Source organism: Candidatus Aquicultor sp., from assembly GCF_054640775.1.
The window spans coordinates 1-16601 of sequence record NZ_JBTSLF010000047.1 but is presented as its reverse complement, the minus strand read 5'-3'; the positions used below and the strand labels follow the sequence as shown (position 1 = coordinate 16601).

Sequence of the window (16601 nt, the reverse complement as noted above, 5' to 3'; positions counted from 1 at the left end):
TGTTTAACAACTGCACGGATTTACGGCCGTGCAGTACGCTGAAATTTATCGGTTCCGTATCGTAAAACGAGAGAGTAAGTCGGAGCCTTTGTAGAAGGCTCCGACTCTTTAATAGGCACAGAGTCGTAAAGACAATAATGAAAACAAATAGACATAACAGAAGCAACATTTAGCTAGATTTTGAGAAGGAGTGTACAGTTTGCCGACAATTAGCCAGCTGGTAAAAAAGGGTAGAAAAGAAAAGCCGAGCAAAACGGCAACACCAGCGTTGCAAGGCGCTCCTCAGAGGAGAGGCGTCTGCACCCGTGTGTATACAACGACACCGAAAAAGCCGAATTCAGCTTTGCGGAAAGTCGCCAGGGTAAGGTTGACCAATGGAATGGAGGTCACGGCCTATATCCCGGGAATCGGACACAACCTGCAAGAGCACTCAATAGTTCTCGTGCGTGGTGGCCGCGTTAAAGACCTGCCGGGTGTCCGTTATAAAATAATCAGGGCTGCTCTGGATGCGGCTGGTGTATCAGATCGCAAACAAGCTCGTTCCAAATATGGAGCAAAAGCAAGTAAGTAATCACACACGATTCGTGTGAATGAAGAAACTTTGTGGAGGATAGAATGCCGAGAAAAGGACCAGTTACAAAGCGAGAAATATTGCCCGATCCGGTCTACAACAACAAGCTCGTCGCACAGCTGATGAACGCGATTCTGACGGCTGGCAAAAAGGGCGTTGCCGAGCAGGTTGTTTATGAGGCCTTCGATATTATCAGGGACAAGACGGGTTCCGACCCGGTTACCGTATATCGCAAGGCGATGGACAACATCAGGCCCGCGCTTGAAGTAAGACCACGCAGGGTCGGCGGTGCCACGTATCAGGTTCCGGTTGAAGTTCCAGGGCCACGGGCCACAACACTGGCGCTTCGCTGGTTAACAGGATATTCAAAGGCGCGCAAAGAGAAAAGAATGGCCGAGAGATTGGCTGGCGAGATTATGGACGCCGCAAACGGTGTTGGCGCATCTATGAAGAAGAGAGAAGACCTTCAGAAGATGGCCGAGTCTAACCGTGCCTTCGCTCACTACCGCTGGTAGCGTTCGATAGGTAATTGCAGGGTACACTCTCGACGGCTGAAGCACTCTGTCGTAGTTAGGTTGCATAAGTTTGTGTATATCTAGGAAGGATTCAAAGGTTTATGTCGACAAGATTTCCACTTGATAAAATAAGAAATATTGGGATCATGGCCCATATCGACGCTGGTAAGACAACGACTACCGAGCGGATACTTTACTATGCCGGTCGAACACATAAGATTGGTGAGGTTCATGAGGGCACGGCTGTCATGGACTGGATGGTCCAGGAGCAGGAGCGGGGTATCACGATTACCTCTGCCGCTACAACATGCTCATGGGACGACCATCGCATTAATATTATAGATACACCAGGGCACGTGGACTTTACTGTAGAGGTCGAACGCTCACTGCGCGTACTCGACGGTGCGGTCGCCGTATTTTGCGCCGTAGGCGGCGTTGAGCCGCAGTCTGAGACGGTATGGCGCCAGGCGGACAAGTACCGTGTCCCGAGAATCGCATATATCAATAAAATGGACAGGACAGGTGCGGATTTCTTTAACGCGGTACAGATGATGAAGGACCGCCTTTCCGCTAATCCTGTCGCGTTGCAGCTTCCAATCGGAAGCGAAGAGCAGTTTGCCGGGATTATCGACCTCGTCGAGATGCAGGCCATTCTTTATAAGGATGACCTTGGCACGAAGATCGAGGAGACAGCGATCCCGGAAGAGTATATGGCCCAGGCCGAGGAGTATCGCCAGCATCTGCTGGAGGCCGCTGCCGAATATGATGAGTCGCTTCTCGAGAAATACCTCGAAGGCGAAGAGCTGACGAAGGAAGAAATCATTGCCGGTATCCGTAAGGCGACGCTCGATGTCGCCGTCACACCGGTTATGTGCGGATCGTCCTTTAAGAACAAGGGCGTCCAGCCGCTCCTCGATGCGATTAACGATTACCTACCGTCTCCGCTTGACGTTCCTCCGGTTACCGGAACACTTCCCGGCAAAGAGGATACGGTTATCACGCGTGAGGCGTCAGATGATGAGCCGTTTACGGCGCTTGCATTTAAGATAATGGTCGACCCATATGTCGGTAAACTCACCTTCTTTAGGGTGTACGCCGGCGTACTGAAAGCCGGCGACAGCGTTATGAACGCATCTACCGGCAAGGTCGAGAGGATCGGCAGAATCCTACAGATGCACGCGAATCACCGTGAAGAGAAGAGCGACGTGCGCACTGGCGATATCGTTGCGGGTGTTGGCCTGAAGCAGGTAACAACCGGAGATACGTTGTGCACCAAAGCTGACCCGATTATGCTCGAGTCGATGGTATTTCCGGAGCCGGTTATCCATATCGCCATCGAGCCCAAGACAAAGGCCGATCAGGAGAAGCTTTCAACGGCGCTTGCAAAACTCGCCGAAGAAGACCCGACGTTCAAGGTTAGAACCGATGAAGAGACAGGACAGACTATCATCGGGGGTATGGGCGAGCTTCACCTCGAGATTATCGTCGACAGGTTGATGCGTGAGTTTAAAGTCCAGGCGAATGTTGGACGTCCGCAGGTATCTTACCGCGAGACGATACGCAAGACCATGAAGGACGTACAGGGCCGTTATGTAAGGCAGACCGGTGGTCGCGGCCAGTTCGGTCACGTCGTTATTGACGTCGAGCCGAATCCGGCGAAGGGCTACGAGTTTGTCGATGCAGTCGTCGGCGGCAAGGTGCCGAGGGAATATATCCCTGCGGTTAATAAAGGAATGCAAGAGGCTATGACCGCCGGAATCATGGCGGGCTACCCTGTTGTTGATATCAAGGTGACGCTACATGATGGTTCATACCATCCGGTAGATTCATCCGAACTGGCGTTTAAGATAGCCGGTTCGATGGCGATTAAAGACGCCATGAAGAAGGCCAGCCCTGCTCTGTTAGAGCCGATTATGGCGGTCGAGGTCGTCGTTCCCGAAGAGTATATGGGCGACGTTATGGGCGATTTAAGCTCACGCCGTGGCCATATCATGGGTATGGAGGCAAGAGCCAACACTCAGATCATCAAGGCGGAAGTACCGCTTTCTGAGATGTTCGGCTATGCGACCGACTTAAGGTCGAAGACGCAGGGTCGTGCGGTGTACACGATGCAGTTCAAGCAGTATCGTGAACTTCCGCCGAGTATCGCGGAGGAAATCATCAGCAAATCCCAGGGTGAGTGGTCGATCGCCGCTGGCAGTTAATAGTAAATTTTTGTAGGTATTTGTTTTAGATTAAAAAACCTAACATCTTATAGGGAGGAAAAACGTTTATGGCCAAAGCAAAGTTCGAAAGAACCAAACCGCACATGAATATCGGTACCATCGGTCACGTAGACCATGGCAAGACGACGCTTACCGCCGCTATTACCAAGGTATTAGCCGAGAAAGGACAAGCCACGTTTCGCTCGTTCGACTCGATCGATAACGCTCCGGAAGAGCGCGAGCGCGGTATCACGATTGCTATCGCCCACGTCGAGTACGAGACGGCAAACCGCCACTACGCACACGTCGACTGCCCGGGGCACGCCGACTACGTTAAAAACATGATCACCGGTGCCGCTCAGATGGACGGCGCGATTCTCGTCGTCTCCGCTGCCGATGGCCCGATGCCGCAGACGAGAGAGCACATCCTCTTGGCCCGCCAGGTCGGTGTCCCCTACATCGTCGTCTTCTTAAACAAAGTCGACATGGTAGACGACCCCGAGCTTCTTGAGCTCGTCGAGATGGAAGTCAGAGACTTGCTCAACGAGTACGAGTTCCCGGGAGACGACATCCCGATCGTACCGGGAAGCGCACTCAAAGCCCTTGAGGGAGATGCGGCAGAAGCAGACAACATCATGAAGCTCATGGAAGCGGTGGATTCCTACATCCCCACCCCCGAGCGCGACATCGACAAACCCTTCCTCATGCCGGTAGAAGACGTCTTCACCATCACCGGTCGAGGCACCGTTGTAACGGGAAGAGTCGAGCGCGGCAAGATCAAAGTCGGCGAAGAGGTCGAGATCATCGGCATGCAAGACGAGACCAGAAAAGTCGTCGTAACGGGGCTTGAGATGTTTAGAAAGCTCTTAGACGAGGCCCAGGCAGGAGACAACATCGGGGTGCTCTTGCGTGGAATCGGCCGTGACGAGGTAGAACGGGGACAAGTACTAGCCCATCCAAAGTCGATTACCCCGCACACCAACTTTACCGCCAAGGTCTATGTCCTGACAAAAGAAGAAGGCGGACGTCACACCCCCTTCTTTAACGGGTACCGCCCGCAGTTTTACTTTAGGACAACGGACGTGACGGGCGTCGCAACGCTTCCGGAAGGCACAGAGATGGTCATGCCCGGAGACAACGTTGAGATGACGATCGAACTTATCACCTCCATCGCTATGGAGGAAGGCCTTCGCTTTGCGATTCGTGAAGGCGGCAGGACAGTTGGAGCGGGAAGGATTACGAGCATTATTAAGTAGGCCTTGCTAGGTAAGGTCAATTGCGTGTTAATTGACATCAGCAGTGGTAAAGTGTAAACTACCATTTGTTTTTTGCCATGGTTTATAGGTTTACACAAATTCTTGAATATATTAGGAGGAACAATGCGAGATCTAGTTATTCTCGCGTGTACTGAGTGCAAACGCAGGAATTACACGACGGATAAAAATAAGAGAAAAAAGCCAGACCGTATGGAGATGAAGAAGTTCTGCAAGTGGTGTGGGTCCCATACTTTACATAGGGAAACACGCTAATTATACTTGTCACTAGAATTTAGCGCGGTAGATACATCCATTTATTATGGACGTGATTCTACCGCGTACAGAGGGCTGTAGCTCCAATTGGTTAGAGCACCGGTCTCCAAAACCGGGTGTTGAGGGTTCGAATCCCCCCAGCCCTGCCGAGATAGAGACTTGTGATAGCTCCGGCGAGGTGTATTAGTGCTGGTCAAGTTTCAAGTTATTAGCATCTGTCTCTAGTTTCTAGCATCTAGAAATGGGAAGGAAATGAGTATGGCTGAGAAGAAGGCTACACAGCCTGCACAGAAAAAAGGTTTTGACTCGTTAGGAAAGTTTTTTAGAGATGTAAAGGTCGAGTTGGGTAAGGTTATCTGGCCCGGCAGAGACGAGGTGGTTTCATCAACAGTCGTCGTTTTGGTGGCTGTGGCTTTCTTTGCGGTGTTCATAGGATTGATAGATTTGGTGTTCGTCAATATTATTAAAATATTCTCAGCGTAGGAGGAGAGCTTATTACGGCTCTAGCAAACATGACAAAACAGTGGTACGTAATACATACGTATTCAGGTTACGAAAATAAGGTTAAGGCTAATCTTGAGCACCGGATATCCTCCATGGAGATGGAGGAAAAGATCTTTGAAGTGGTTATTCCCACGGAAGAGGTCATGGAGATCAAGGCAGGCAAGAAGACTATTACGGAGCGTAAAGTGTTCCCAGGCTACATCATGGTCCAAATGGACCTCGATGATGACTCGTGGTACGTAGTCAGAAACACGCCGGGTGTTACCGGGTTTGTCGGCTCGAGCGCCAAACCGACGCCGCTTTCCGCCCAAGAGGTCGACAAGATCCTGCAGAGGCCGGCGTTCGAGAAGCCGAAACCGAAGGTCGAGTTCGAAGAGGGCGAGACCGTCAAGGTTGTCGCGGGACCGCTGGCCGACTTTACGGGCACTATTGCCGAGGTGAACCTCGACCAGAGTAAGGTCAGGGTTATGGTTTCCATCTTCGGTAGAGAGACTCCAGCCGAGCTCAATTTTGATCAGGTAGCGAAGCTTTAGATATAAGCAGTCAGGGGTCAGAAGCCAGAATTTTTAAAGCCGATGCTTTTATTCTGAGTTCTGACTCCTGGCTTCTGACTGTGTAAAATATTTGTCTTGAGGAAAGGAAGTATCAACGTGGCTAAGAAGATGATGGCTAAGATAAAACTGCAGATACCTGCAGGCCAGGCGAACCCGGCACCACCGGTCGGCCCCGCTTTGGGTCAGCACGGTGTAAATATTATGGAGTTCTGCAAGGCGTTTAACGCCCAAACGTCCGATAGGACCGGGACGATTATACCGGTTGAGATAACCGTGTACGAAGACCGCTCCTTCACCTTTATCACAAAGACCCCGCCGGCAGCGTTCTTGTTAAAGCAGGCCGCCGGGATCGATAAGGGATCAGGCGAGCCCCATAAGACCAAGGTCGCACAGATAACTAAAGACCAGGTGCGCCAGATCGCAGAGACCAAGATGCAGGACCTCAGCGCAAACGACGTCGAGGCCGCTATGAAGATCATCGAAGGCACCGCCCGCAGCATGGGGATAGAAATTGCTGGATAACCAGCAATTTCTGGAGAATAGAAAATTGAAAATAGAAAATAGATTGAATTATTGAGGGATAGAAATGAAAGGTGAGGGCAAACCTTACCTCATGCATTTTCTATTCGGTCTATTCTCAATTTTCTATTTTCAGCGAATTCACAAAAGTGAATTCGCGTGGGAGGCCACCACTACAGTAAGGAGTGGGCCGACACTACCACAAGGAGGAAAGAAAGATGAAAAAAGGAAAGAAGTATCGCGAGGTTCAGGCGAAGATCGATCGCGAGAAGCTCTATTCGCCGCTAGAGGCCGTCAAGCTTCTAAAAGAGATCACGACGGCCAAGTTTGATGAGACCGCTGAGGTCCATATCAAGCTCGGTGTCGACCCAAGGAAAGCCGACCAGCAAGTGCGAGGTACCGTCTCGTTGCCGTACGGAACAGGTAAGACCGTCCGCGTCGCCGTGTTTGCCCAGGGCGAAAAGGCAAAAGAGGCCGAGACCGCAGGGGCCGACTTTGTTGGCGCCAACGACCTGGCTGACAAGATCCAGGGCGGCTGGTTCGACTTCGACGTAGCAATCGCCACACCGGATATGATGGCGACCGTAGGTAAACTCGGTAAGCTTCTCGGGCCGCGCGGCTTGATGCCGAACCCGAAGGCGGGAACCGTTACCTTTGATGTAGGCAAGACCGTCAAGGACGTAAAAGCCGGTAAGATCGAGTACAGGGTGGATAAGTTTGGTATCGTCCACTCGGTAATCGGCAAGGTATCCTTCCCGGTCGAGAAGCTTGTCGGTAACTACCAGGCTCTGATCGAGGAGCTCATCAGGGCGAAACCGTCAGCTGCCAAGGGCAAGTACATCAAGTCCATTAGCATGAGCACTACCATGAGCCCGGGCGTGAAGGTCGATACGACCAAGGTCCGCGACCTCATGGAAGAAGAAGCAGCCGCTAGCTAAGATACGTGCTTGACGCGTGGACGGCTGCTTTGGTATAAAAGAAAAGTTAGAGAAGTTCTAATTACATACTGCCGAAGACAGTAGGCGCCGTACGGCTTAATCCAATGCCTACCGAGGTACACAACAGATATCCATTACTGGATTATGGATTTTTGTAAATACGCCTCCTGCTGTCTGGCAGGAGGCTTTTTATTTTGGCTTAGATTTAGATCTTGAGTGTAGGTTTTTGCAAGATGTGATCTTTGCAAGTGCGAAGGGAGGTTTACGATGGCTCGACCAGAAAAAGAGACTGCTGTTGAGGAGATTAAGGAAAAAATGGGTAAGGCGAAAAGCGTTATCCTCACCGATTATCGCGGACTTAATTTCGAGCAGATATCCGATTTGAGAAACAAACTACGCGCTCAGGGAGTGGAGTACAAGGTGTTCAAGAATACCTTGGCTAAGCTCGCTACCAAGGAACTCGATCTTACCGAACTCGATCCGTACCTGGTAGGACCGACAGCTATGGTGATCAGTTATGAAGACGCGATCGCACCGGCGAAGACGCTTGTTGATTTTGCAAGAATCACCAAGCTGCTTGAGCTTAAGGGCGGTGTTGTCGAGGGGGCCGTTGTCGATGGCGACAGCGTAAGGACTTTGGCCACGATACCGCCGAAGGATGTCCTGATAGCGATGTTCATGGGAGGTTTAAGAAGCCCGCTCTACGGGTTGGCCGGCAGCTTGAACCAGATTACGGCAGGTTTGGCACGGGTTCTCAACCAGGTTGCGCAGCAGAAAAGCGCATAATGGCAGCGAGAAGCGATTAGCGAATAGCGATTAAAACCTGCTTCAGGTAACTGACCAGTATTAATTGACAATAATCGCTAATCGCCAGTCGCCAATCGCTAACAACCGGGTTACAAAGCACAAGGCTTTGAACCAGGATACGTCAAAAAGTGAGTAAAGAGAAAACTATATCTTATGGAAGGTGAGTAAATAAAATGGCAGAGAAACTTTCAAACGATCAGATACTTGATGCGATCAAGAGCATGACCGTTCTTGAGCTGAACGACCTAGTAAAGCAGATTGAGGAGACCTTTGGCGTAACAGCCGCCGCCCCGGTAGCCGTAGCAGCCGCCCCTGGCGCAGCCGCAGTCGCACCAGAAGAGGAGAAGACCTCCTTTGATGTTATCCTCACAAGCGCAGGAGACAAGAAGATCCAGGTCATCAAAGAGGTTAGGGCTCTCACAAGCCTCGGCTTAAAAGAGGCCAAAGATCTCGTTGACAATGCCCCTAAGGCAGTCAAAGAGGGCATCCCGAAAGACGAGGCCGAGAAGGTCAAGACTCAGCTTGAAGAAGCCGGCGCAACTGTCGAAATAAAGTAATTTACTCTTCAGCAAGTCTTGAGTTTTTAGAACCGTAATAGTATATTTGAGTGGGTGGGGGTAAGGACTCCTTCACCCACTGAATATTTTTAGCTCGCTTTTATAGCGCTAAGGCAGCAACACCGGAAAATTATATTGCAACTTTTCAATTTGCTTGTCTTAAATTGGAGGGGAACAGGGAATAATCTCTGTAAGTCAAACAATAGTTTGGCTAGGTACCTCCGTTCGGATTGACACAGCATAGAGATTCTGCTATGCTGTTGTTTTGCGTTTATATATTCCCACATTACCGATTAAGGAGTGAATTCATCCCTTGCGAAATGATTTAGGTTTAAGAACTAGGCGTAGCTTCGCCAAAACACCAGACATTTTGGAACTGCCAAATCTTATCGCAGTACAAGTTGATTCGTTTAAATGGTTTGAAGAGGAGGGATTAGCCGAAGCCTTTCGGGATATTTCCCCCATCGAGGATTTTACCGGAAACCTGGCGATAGAATTTAAAAGCCACCGGTTTGGTGAACCTGAGCACAGCGTAAGCGAGTGCAAGGAAAGGGATACGACTTATTCGGCAAGGCTGGACGTAACCGTCAGCCTTATCAACAAGACGACCGGAGAGATCAAAGAAGAAGAAGTCTATATGGGCGACTTCCCGATCATGACTGACAAGGGAACGTTTATCATTAACGGAACCGAGCGTGTAGTCGTCAGTCAGCTTGTTCGTTCTCCAGGCGTCTACTTCAACCGCGAAGTCGATAAGCACTCCGATAAAATACTGTACTTTGGAAAAGTTATTCCAAGCCGCGGCGCTTGGCTCGAGCTTGAGACGGATAAGCGCGACGTTATCAGCGTTCGTGTCGACCGCAAGCGTAAGCAGCCGGCAAGCGTTCTTCTTAAAGCGCTGGGCTTTGGCACAAACGAAGAAATCTTAAAGCTCTTCAACAACGCCGAGCCGATCAAGCAGACGCTCGAGCGTGACTTTACCGAGACGCGTGAAGAGGCCATGGTCGAACTTTATAAACGCCTGCGTCCAGGCGAGCCGCCGGCGGTTGAGAGCGCACGTTCTCTTATTGAAAATCTGTTCTTTAACCCGCAGCGATACGACCTCGCAAAGGTCGGACGCTACAAGGTGAACAAGAAACTCAACTTAAACTTACCGACCGATACCTCGGTTCTTACCCGAGAAGACATCCTGGCAACCGTCCAGTACATCGTCGGTTTGCTTGATCCGACGATGTTCAACGACCGCTTTGATCTTATCGATGTGGACGATATCGACCACTTCGGCAACAGGCGCGTCCGCTCGGTCGGAGAGCTTATACAGAACCAGTTCCGCATTGGACTTGCAAGAATGGAGAGGGTTGTCCGTGAGCGCATGACGACGCTTGACGTCGAGACGATGACGCCGAGGACCCTCATTAATATACGACCGATCGTCGCGTCCATTAAGGAGTTCTTCGGGAGCAGCCAGCTCTCGCAGTTTATGGACCAGACCAACCCGCTGGCCGGCCTTACGCACAAGCGCCGCTTGAGCGCACTGGGTCCGGGCGGTCTTTCGCGTGAGCGCGCGGGCTTTGAGGTCCGAGACGTTCACCCGTCCCACTACGGGCGCATGTGTCCTATCGAGACACCTGAGGGCCCGAACATCGGTCTTATCGGTTCAATGGCCAGCTACTCGAGGATCAACCCGTTCGGGTTTATCGAGACCCCGTACCGTAAGGTCGTGAATGGCAAAGTCACCGATAAAATCGATTACTTAACCGCAGATGAAGAGGATAAATATATTGTTGCACAGGCCAACGCCCCGTTCGACAAGAAGACCGGCAAATTCTTGCAGGAGAAAGTCCTGGTAAGAATCCGTGAAGAGGTCGACACCGTCGAGCCGAAGAAGATCGATTACATGGATGTTTCTCCGAAGCAGACGGTCTCCGTGGCGACGGCGCTTATCCCGTTCCTCGAGCATGACGACGCGAACCGTGCGCTCATGGGATCGAACATGCAGCGCCAGGCGGTGCCGCTTCTCTTGACCGAGGCGCCGGTTGTCGGTACGGGTGTCGAGCACAGGGCGGTAAAAGACACCGGTGCGATTATCGTTGCCGACGACGACGGCGAGATAACCTTCGTTTCGGCCAACAGGATTCGTCTAAAGACCAAGAAAACCGAGATCGAGCACAAGCTTCAGAAGTTCCGCCGTTCAAACCAGGGAACCTGCATTAACCAGAAGCCGGTTGTCTTTGAGGGGCAGAAGGTCAAAGAGGGCCAAGTTCTGGCCGATGGTCCGTCGACGGATATGGGCGAACTCGCCCTTGGCAGGAATCTTCTCGTAGCGTTCATGCCCTGGGAAGGGTACAACTACGAGGATGCCATCATCTTAAGTGAGAGAATTGTAAAAGAGGACATGCTTACCTCTATACATATAGAAGAGCACGAAGTCGATGCCCGTGATACCAAGCTTGGTCCCGAAGAGATCACGCGCGATATCCCGAACATCGGCGAGGAGGTCCTGAAAGACCTGGACGACCGGGGCATTATCCGGGTCGGGGCTGAGGTCAACCCGGGCGATATCCTTGTAGGCAAGGTTACGCCAAAAGGTGAGACCGAGCTTACGGCAGAGGAAAGGCTCCTGCGCGCGATCTTCGGTGAGAAGGCGCGTGAGGTCAGGGACACATCGCTTAAAGTGCCGCACGGCGAGAACGGAACCGTTATCGATGTTAAAGTGTTCCTGCGCGATTCGGGCGACGAACTTGCCCCAGGCGTCAACCAGCTTGTTCGCGTCTACGTAGCCCAGAAAAGAAAGATCTCCGAGGGAGACAAACTCGCTGGAAGGCACGGCAACAAGGGTGTTATCTCCAAGATACTCCCGGAAGAGGATATGCCGTTCCTCGAGGATGGAACTCCGATCGATATCATCCTTAACCCGCTTGGCGTACCAAGCCGAATGAACGTGGGACAGGTTCTTGAGACCCACCTCGGGTGGGCCGCTATGAAGGGCTGGTCGGATGACGGCAAGAAGAGCAACGGATCGGTATTTACAGCGTCACCGGTGTTTGACGGTGCTACCGAAGAGGAACTACGCAACGCTTTTGAGCAGGCGGGGCTTCCGGTAGACGGTAAAGCGTACCTTCACGACGGAAGGACCGGAGAGCCGTTCAAAGAGGCTATCACGGTGGGCTATATCTATATCTTAAAGTTACTACACCTGGTCGATGACAAGATTCACGCCAGATCAACCGGACCATACTCACTGGTCACGCAGCAGCCACTCGGCGGTAAAGCCCAGTTCGGCGGTCAGCGTTTTGGAGAGATGGAGGTATGGGCGCTTGAAGCATACGGAGCGGCCTTCACTTTACAGGAGCTTCTGACGGTAAAATCTGACGATGTTGTCGGCAGAGTGAAAGCATACGAGGCGATTGTCAAAGGCGAAAATATTCCGGAGCCTGGAATACCGGAATCGTTCAAAGTTCTCGTGAAAGAAATGCAGAGCCTGTGTCTCAATGTCGAAGTCCTTTCTGAGGAAGGCGAAGAGATCGAGCTAAAAGAATCCGAGGACGATGTCTTCAAGACTGCGGAGGAGCTAGGCATCGATCTCCGCGGAGAGGTTACAGTCGGGCGCGAAGCCGAAGAGCCGGGCCCCGAAAATGCTGAGCCTATGATCATTGAAGAAGAACAACAAGAAGAGCAAGAACAAGAACAACAAGAAGAAGAGGCGTAAAGATTACAGACAAGTGCAGTAAAGGACAGAACCCCTGTCCGAGAGTCTTATTTTTTGGGAGGTTAACTCTTTGTTAGATATTAACAATTTTGATGCCTTAAAAATTGGTCTTACCTCACCCGAGCAGGTTCGCGCCTGGTCCAATGGAGAGGTCAAGAAACCCGAGACCATAAACTATCGTACGCTCAAGCCTGAAAAGGACGGCCTCTTCTGTGAAAAGATATTCGGGCCGACCAAGGATTGGGAATGCTATTGCGGTAAGTATAAGAGGGTGCGGTTTAAGGGCATTATCTGCGAGCGCTGCGGTGTCGAGGTAACTCGCTCCAAGGTCAGGCGCGAGCGCATGGGCCATATCGAGCTTGCGGCCCCCGTTACGCACATATGGTATTTCAAAGGCGTCCCGTCACGGATGGGATACCTGCTTGATATTTCCCCGAAGGATCTCGAGAAGGTCATCTACTTTGCGGCGTATATCGTAACGGACGTAAACGTGGAGGAGAGGGAGAAGGATATCCCGACGCTTAAGGTCGAACTCGATGAGGAGATAGTCGAAGCGAAGAAGCATGCCGAGGAGAGGCTCGCTGAGATCGAGGCTCAACGGGAGCGCAAGATTAAAATCGCCCGCGGCGAGATAGAGCCGGAAGAGGGCGAAGGCATGGAGGTCGCCGATGGTGGATCACCGGATGCGGCCGTTAAGAAGATCGAATCCGAGACCAAGAAACTGGTCAAAGAGGTAAATACTGAAGTGACGCGTAAGGTCGACTGGGTGGGCAAGGTCTTCACCACGTTCGAGTCGTTGCAGCCAAAGCAGTTGATCGGCGACGAGCAGCTTTACCGCGAACTGAAAGTGCGCTACGGCGACTACTTTAATGGCGGTATGGGCGCAGAATCGATCAAAGAATTGCTTTCACGCGTAGACCTCGAGCATGAGGCGCTCGATCAGCGCCAGACGATAAAGACTGCGACGGGACAAAAGAGAAGCCGTGCGGTCAAGCGGCTAAAAGTCACCTCAGCGTTTAAGAGGTCGGGTAATAAACCCGAGTGGATGATCCTTGAGGCGATTCCGGTTATTCCGCCGGATCTTCGCCCGATGGTCCAGCTCGACGGTGGTCGTTTTGCCACGTCCGATCTTAATGATCTCTACCGCAGGGTCATCAATAGAAACAACAGGCTAAAAAGACTGCTTGACCTGGGCGCGCCTGAGATTATCGTAAACAACGAGAAAAGGATGCTCCAGGAGGCTGTGGACGCGCTGTTTGACAACGGTCGCCGCGGCAGGCCGGTTACCGGCCCGGGCAACAGGCCGCTGAAATCCTTAAGCGATATGCTCAAAGGTAAGCAAGGCCGGTTCCGCCAAAACCTGTTGGGTAAACGAGTCGATTATTCCGGCCGTTCGGTTATCGTCGTCGGCCCGGAGTTGAGGCTGCACCAGTGCGGTCTTCCGAAGGTCATGGCGCTTGAGCTGTTTAAGCCGTTTGTTATGAAGAGGCTCGTCGACCTCGGGCACGTGCAGAATATAAAGAGCGCGAAGAGAATGGTCGAGAGGGCAAAGCCGTTGGTCTGGGATGTTCTTGAGGAAGTCATCAAGGAGCACCCGGTACTTTTGAATAGGGCGCCGACGCTTCATCGCCTCGGTATCCAGGCATTTGAGCCGATTCTCGTTGAGGGAAAGGCCATCCAGATACATCCGCTGGTATGTACGGCGTTTAACGCTGACTTTGACGGCGACCAGATGGCGGTTCACCTGCCGCTTTCTGTAGAGGCCCAGGCCGAGGCCAGGGTACTCATGCTGTCCGCAAACAATATTCTCTCGCCGGCGCACGGGCGTCCGCTGGTAACTCCGACGCAGGACATGGTCCTCGGGATTTACTTCCTGACCGCACAGCGTGACGGCAGCAAGGGAGAAGGCTCGGTATTCGGCAGCAAGGAAGAAGCCGCCCTCGCCTTTGAAGGCGGAGAGGCTGACCTTCAGGCCAAGATCGAGCTGAGAGAGAAAAACGCAAAAGGCGAGCGCACCAGGCTTGAGACCACCATCGGAAGGATTATCTTCAACCAGGCGCTGCCGGATGATTTTGAATACGTAAACTACGAGGTCGGCAAGAGAGAGCTGGCCAGGATAGTCGAGAGATGCACTGCCGAAAGGACGCTTGGCGAAACGGTGAGAATCCTTGACAGGGTAAAGGCGCTCGGGTTTCATTACGCGACCCGTGCCGGTATCACCATCAGCATCAGCGACGTTAAAGTCCCTGAGAATAAGTGGGATATCCTGGACGAGCCGGAAATCGCTGTCGACCGCATCGAGAAGCAATACAGGCGCGGTCTTATCACCAACGAGGAGCGCCATCAAAGGGTAGTCGATATCTGGACCAAGGCAACCGAGGACGTATCCGAGGCGATGGAGAACAACTTCGATAAGTTCAACCCCATCTATATGATGGCCAACTCCGGTGCCCGTGGTAACCTGAAGCAGCTCAGGCAGCTCGCCGGTATGCGAGGCCTGGTCGCTAATCCTAAGGGAGATATTATCGACCGTCCGATCAAGGCGAACTTCCGCGAGGGCCTTTCGGTTCTCGAGTACTTTATTTCTACGCACGGCGCCCGTAAGGGTCTTGCGGACACGGCGCTAAGAACCGCCGACTCCGGTTACTTGACGAGAAGGCTTGTCGATGTCTCCCAGGATGTCATCATCCGTGAGATAGACTGTGGCACCGAATCGGGAATCGCGGTTCCGGTACTCGACCCCGAAGGCGAGGCAAACAAGAACGGTCTCATGGGAAGGGTAGTTCTTGAGACGGTCGTACACCCCGAGAGTAAGGAAGTAATCCTTGCCAGGGGATCTGAAATAAGAAACCCGGATGTCTTCCGTCTGAGAGATGCGGGAGTCAAGCATGTCATGGTACGTTCCGTACTTGCCTGTGAAGCAAAACACGGCGTATGCCGCCAGTGCTATGGCTGGAGTTTGGCGAATGGTCGTCTTGTCGATATCGGCGAGGCCGTCGGTATCATCGCGGCCCAGTCCATCGGCGAGCCGGGTACACAGCTTACCATGCGTACCTTCCATACCGGCGGTGTTGCGGGTGAGGACATTACGCACGGTCTACCGCGTGTAGTCGAGCTTTTCGAGGCACGTCGCCCGAAAGGCGAGGCCCAGATTGCCGAAATCGGCGGCACGATTGAGATCAAAGAGACCGAAAAACTGAGAAAGATCATCGTCCATGGCGGAGAAAACAAAGAGCGGATATATCAAGTTACGAGGCGCGCCCGTTTGAGGGTATCGAATGGCGATAAAGTCCAGGCCGGCGACCAGCTGACCGAAGGTAGCTTGAACCCGCATGACATCCTCCGCATCAGCGGTAGGGCGGTTGAACTCTACATGGTGGGCGAGGTCCAGGAAGTCTACAAGAGCCAGGGCGTTGATATCAACGATAAGCATATTGAGATAATCGTGCGACAGATGATGCGCAAAGTCACCGTTGCAGAGCCAGGTGACACAGACCTCTTACCGGGCCAGCTTCTTGACAGGCTTCAGTTCGAGGACGAAAACGCGCGCGTAGTTGCCGAGGGTGGCGAGCCGGCAACGGCGAAGCAGACCTTGCTAGGTATTACGAAGGCGTCTCTTGCGACGGATAGCTTTCTGTCGGCGGCATCGTTCCAGGAGACCACAAGGGTTCTTACCGATGCGGCGATCGCCGGCAAAAGCGACCCGCTGCTCGGTCTCAAAGAGAACGTTATTATCGGTAAACTCATCCCGGCTGCGACCGGCATGAGCAGGTACCGCTCGATCAGGGTCATGGCGACCGGCGAGGAGGAGGAACCATTCATGGAGGTCGTGGAAGGTGAGCGTCCCGAGGACCTCTTCTTTAGCGAAGATACCGAATCCTTCATGGAAGAGGGCCCGTCTCTTGTCGGTACCATAGAGCTTGCTGGGGAGATAACCTCTCCTGAGACCGAGGAAGAGCCGTATATCTCAGCAGATATTGACAACGATGAAGAAGACTGATATATTAATCTGCTGTGACCTGCAATCTCGTGCGAATTTAAATTAGTTTAACAACTGCACGGCTTTAAGGCCGTGCAGTACGCTGAAATTTATCGGTTCCGTATCGTAAAACGAGAGAGTAAGTCGGAGCCTTTGTAGAAGGCTCCGACTCTTTAATAGGCACAGAGTCGTAAAGACAATAATGAAAACAAATA

At 52.2% G+C, this 16601-nt stretch carries 12 protein-coding genes, 1 tRNA gene, 1 pseudogene and 1 other annotated feature; all 14 genes and pseudogenes read left to right on the top strand.

Annotated elements, in window-relative coordinates:
* Nucleotides 1–199: 199 nt before the first annotated feature.
* A complete protein-coding gene (gene rpsL / locus ACYC56_RS05715; RefSeq protein ID WP_461373216.1) occupies nt 200–571 on the top strand; it encodes a 30S ribosomal protein S12 in 372 nt (123 codons plus the stop codon).
* 44 nt (nt 572–615) lie between these two features.
* A complete protein-coding gene (rpsG, locus tag ACYC56_RS05710; protein WP_461373215.1) occupies nt 616–1086 on the top strand; it encodes a 30S ribosomal protein S7 in 471 nt (156 codons plus the stop codon).
* 101 nt (nt 1087–1187) lie between these two features.
* The gene (gene fusA, locus ACYC56_RS05705) at nt 1188–3290 is read left to right on the top strand and encodes an elongation factor G (RefSeq protein ID WP_461373214.1); all 2103 of its coding nucleotides are present in this window, start codon (nt 1188–1190) and stop codon (nt 3288–3290) included.
* A gap of 68 nt (nt 3291–3358) precedes the next feature.
* Nucleotides 3359–4546, top strand: coding sequence for an elongation factor Tu (gene tuf / locus ACYC56_RS05700; RefSeq protein ID WP_461373213.1), 1188 nt, complete (start codon nt 3359–3361; stop codon nt 4544–4546).
* A gap of 123 nt (nt 4547–4669) precedes the next feature.
* Entirely contained in the window at nt 4670–4819 is a 150-nt protein-coding gene (gene rpmG / locus ACYC56_RS05695; RefSeq protein WP_286984768.1) for a 50S ribosomal protein L33, read from the top strand.
* 71 nt (nt 4820–4890) lie between these two features.
* Nucleotides 4891–4965, top strand: a tRNA-Trp gene (locus ACYC56_RS05690).
* A 112-nt stretch (nt 4966–5077) separates the two neighbouring features.
* Nucleotides 5078–5302, top strand: coding sequence for a preprotein translocase subunit SecE (gene secE / locus ACYC56_RS05685; protein ID WP_461373212.1), 225 nt, complete (start codon nt 5078–5080; stop codon nt 5300–5302).
* Between the two features lie 29 nt (nt 5303–5331).
* Nucleotides 5332–5856 carry a transcription termination/antitermination protein NusG gene (gene nusG / locus ACYC56_RS05680; RefSeq protein ID WP_461373211.1) on the top strand — a complete coding sequence of 175 codons (525 nt, stop codon included), beginning with the start codon at nt 5332–5334 and terminating at the stop codon, nt 5854–5856.
* A gap of 129 nt (nt 5857–5985) precedes the next feature.
* Entirely contained in the window at nt 5986–6399 is a 414-nt protein-coding gene (gene rplK, locus ACYC56_RS05675; protein ID WP_461373217.1) for a 50S ribosomal protein L11, read from the top strand.
* Between the two features lie 215 nt (nt 6400–6614).
* Entirely contained in the window at nt 6615–7334 is a 720-nt protein-coding gene (gene rplA / locus ACYC56_RS05670) for a 50S ribosomal protein L1 (protein ID WP_461373210.1), read from the top strand.
* Between the two features lie 53 nt (nt 7335–7387).
* Nucleotides 7388–7535 (top strand) — a sequence feature (ribosomal protein L10 leader region).
* 66 nt (nt 7536–7601) lie between these two features.
* Nucleotides 7602–8120, top strand: coding sequence for a 50S ribosomal protein L10 (gene rplJ, locus ACYC56_RS05665; protein ID WP_461373209.1), 519 nt, complete (start codon nt 7602–7604; stop codon nt 8118–8120).
* Between the two features lie 194 nt (nt 8121–8314).
* A complete protein-coding gene (gene rplL, locus ACYC56_RS05660; protein ID WP_461373208.1) occupies nt 8315–8698 on the top strand; it encodes a 50S ribosomal protein L7/L12 in 384 nt (127 codons plus the stop codon).
* A 313-nt stretch (nt 8699–9011) separates the two neighbouring features.
* Nucleotides 9012–12407, top strand: a complete 3396-nt coding sequence (gene rpoB / locus ACYC56_RS05655) for a DNA-directed RNA polymerase subunit beta (protein WP_461373207.1) — start codon at nt 9012–9014, stop codon at nt 12405–12407.
* 70 nt (nt 12408–12477) lie between these two features.
* Nucleotides 12478–16212, top strand: a pseudogene (locus ACYC56_RS05650) (DNA-directed RNA polymerase subunit beta'); the annotation flags it as partial.
* Between the last annotated feature and the right edge of the window lie 389 nt (nt 16213–16601).

Coding starts and splice junctions, on each gene's coding strand:
- secE (WP_461373212.1), top strand. CDS start 5,078: ATGGCTGAGAAGAAGGCTACACAGCCTGCACAGAAAAAAGGTTTTGAC.
- rplK (WP_461373217.1), top strand. CDS start 5,986: ATGATGGCTAAGATAAAACTGCAGATACCTGCAGGCCAGGCGAACCCG.
- rpsG (WP_461373215.1), top strand. CDS start 616: ATGCCGAGAAAAGGACCAGTTACAAAGCGAGAAATATTGCCCGATCCG.
- rplA (WP_461373210.1), top strand. CDS start 6,615: ATGAAAAAAGGAAAGAAGTATCGCGAGGTTCAGGCGAAGATCGATCGC.
- rplL (WP_461373208.1), top strand. CDS start 8,315: ATGGCAGAGAAACTTTCAAACGATCAGATACTTGATGCGATCAAGAGC.
- rplJ (WP_461373209.1), top strand. CDS start 7,602: ATGGCTCGACCAGAAAAAGAGACTGCTGTTGAGGAGATTAAGGAAAAA.
- fusA (WP_461373214.1), top strand. CDS start 1,188: ATGTCGACAAGATTTCCACTTGATAAAATAAGAAATATTGGGATCATG.
- nusG (WP_461373211.1), top strand. CDS start 5,332: ATGACAAAACAGTGGTACGTAATACATACGTATTCAGGTTACGAAAAT.
- rpmG (WP_286984768.1), top strand. CDS start 4,670: ATGCGAGATCTAGTTATTCTCGCGTGTACTGAGTGCAAACGCAGGAAT.
- tuf (WP_461373213.1), top strand. CDS start 3,359: ATGGCCAAAGCAAAGTTCGAAAGAACCAAACCGCACATGAATATCGGT.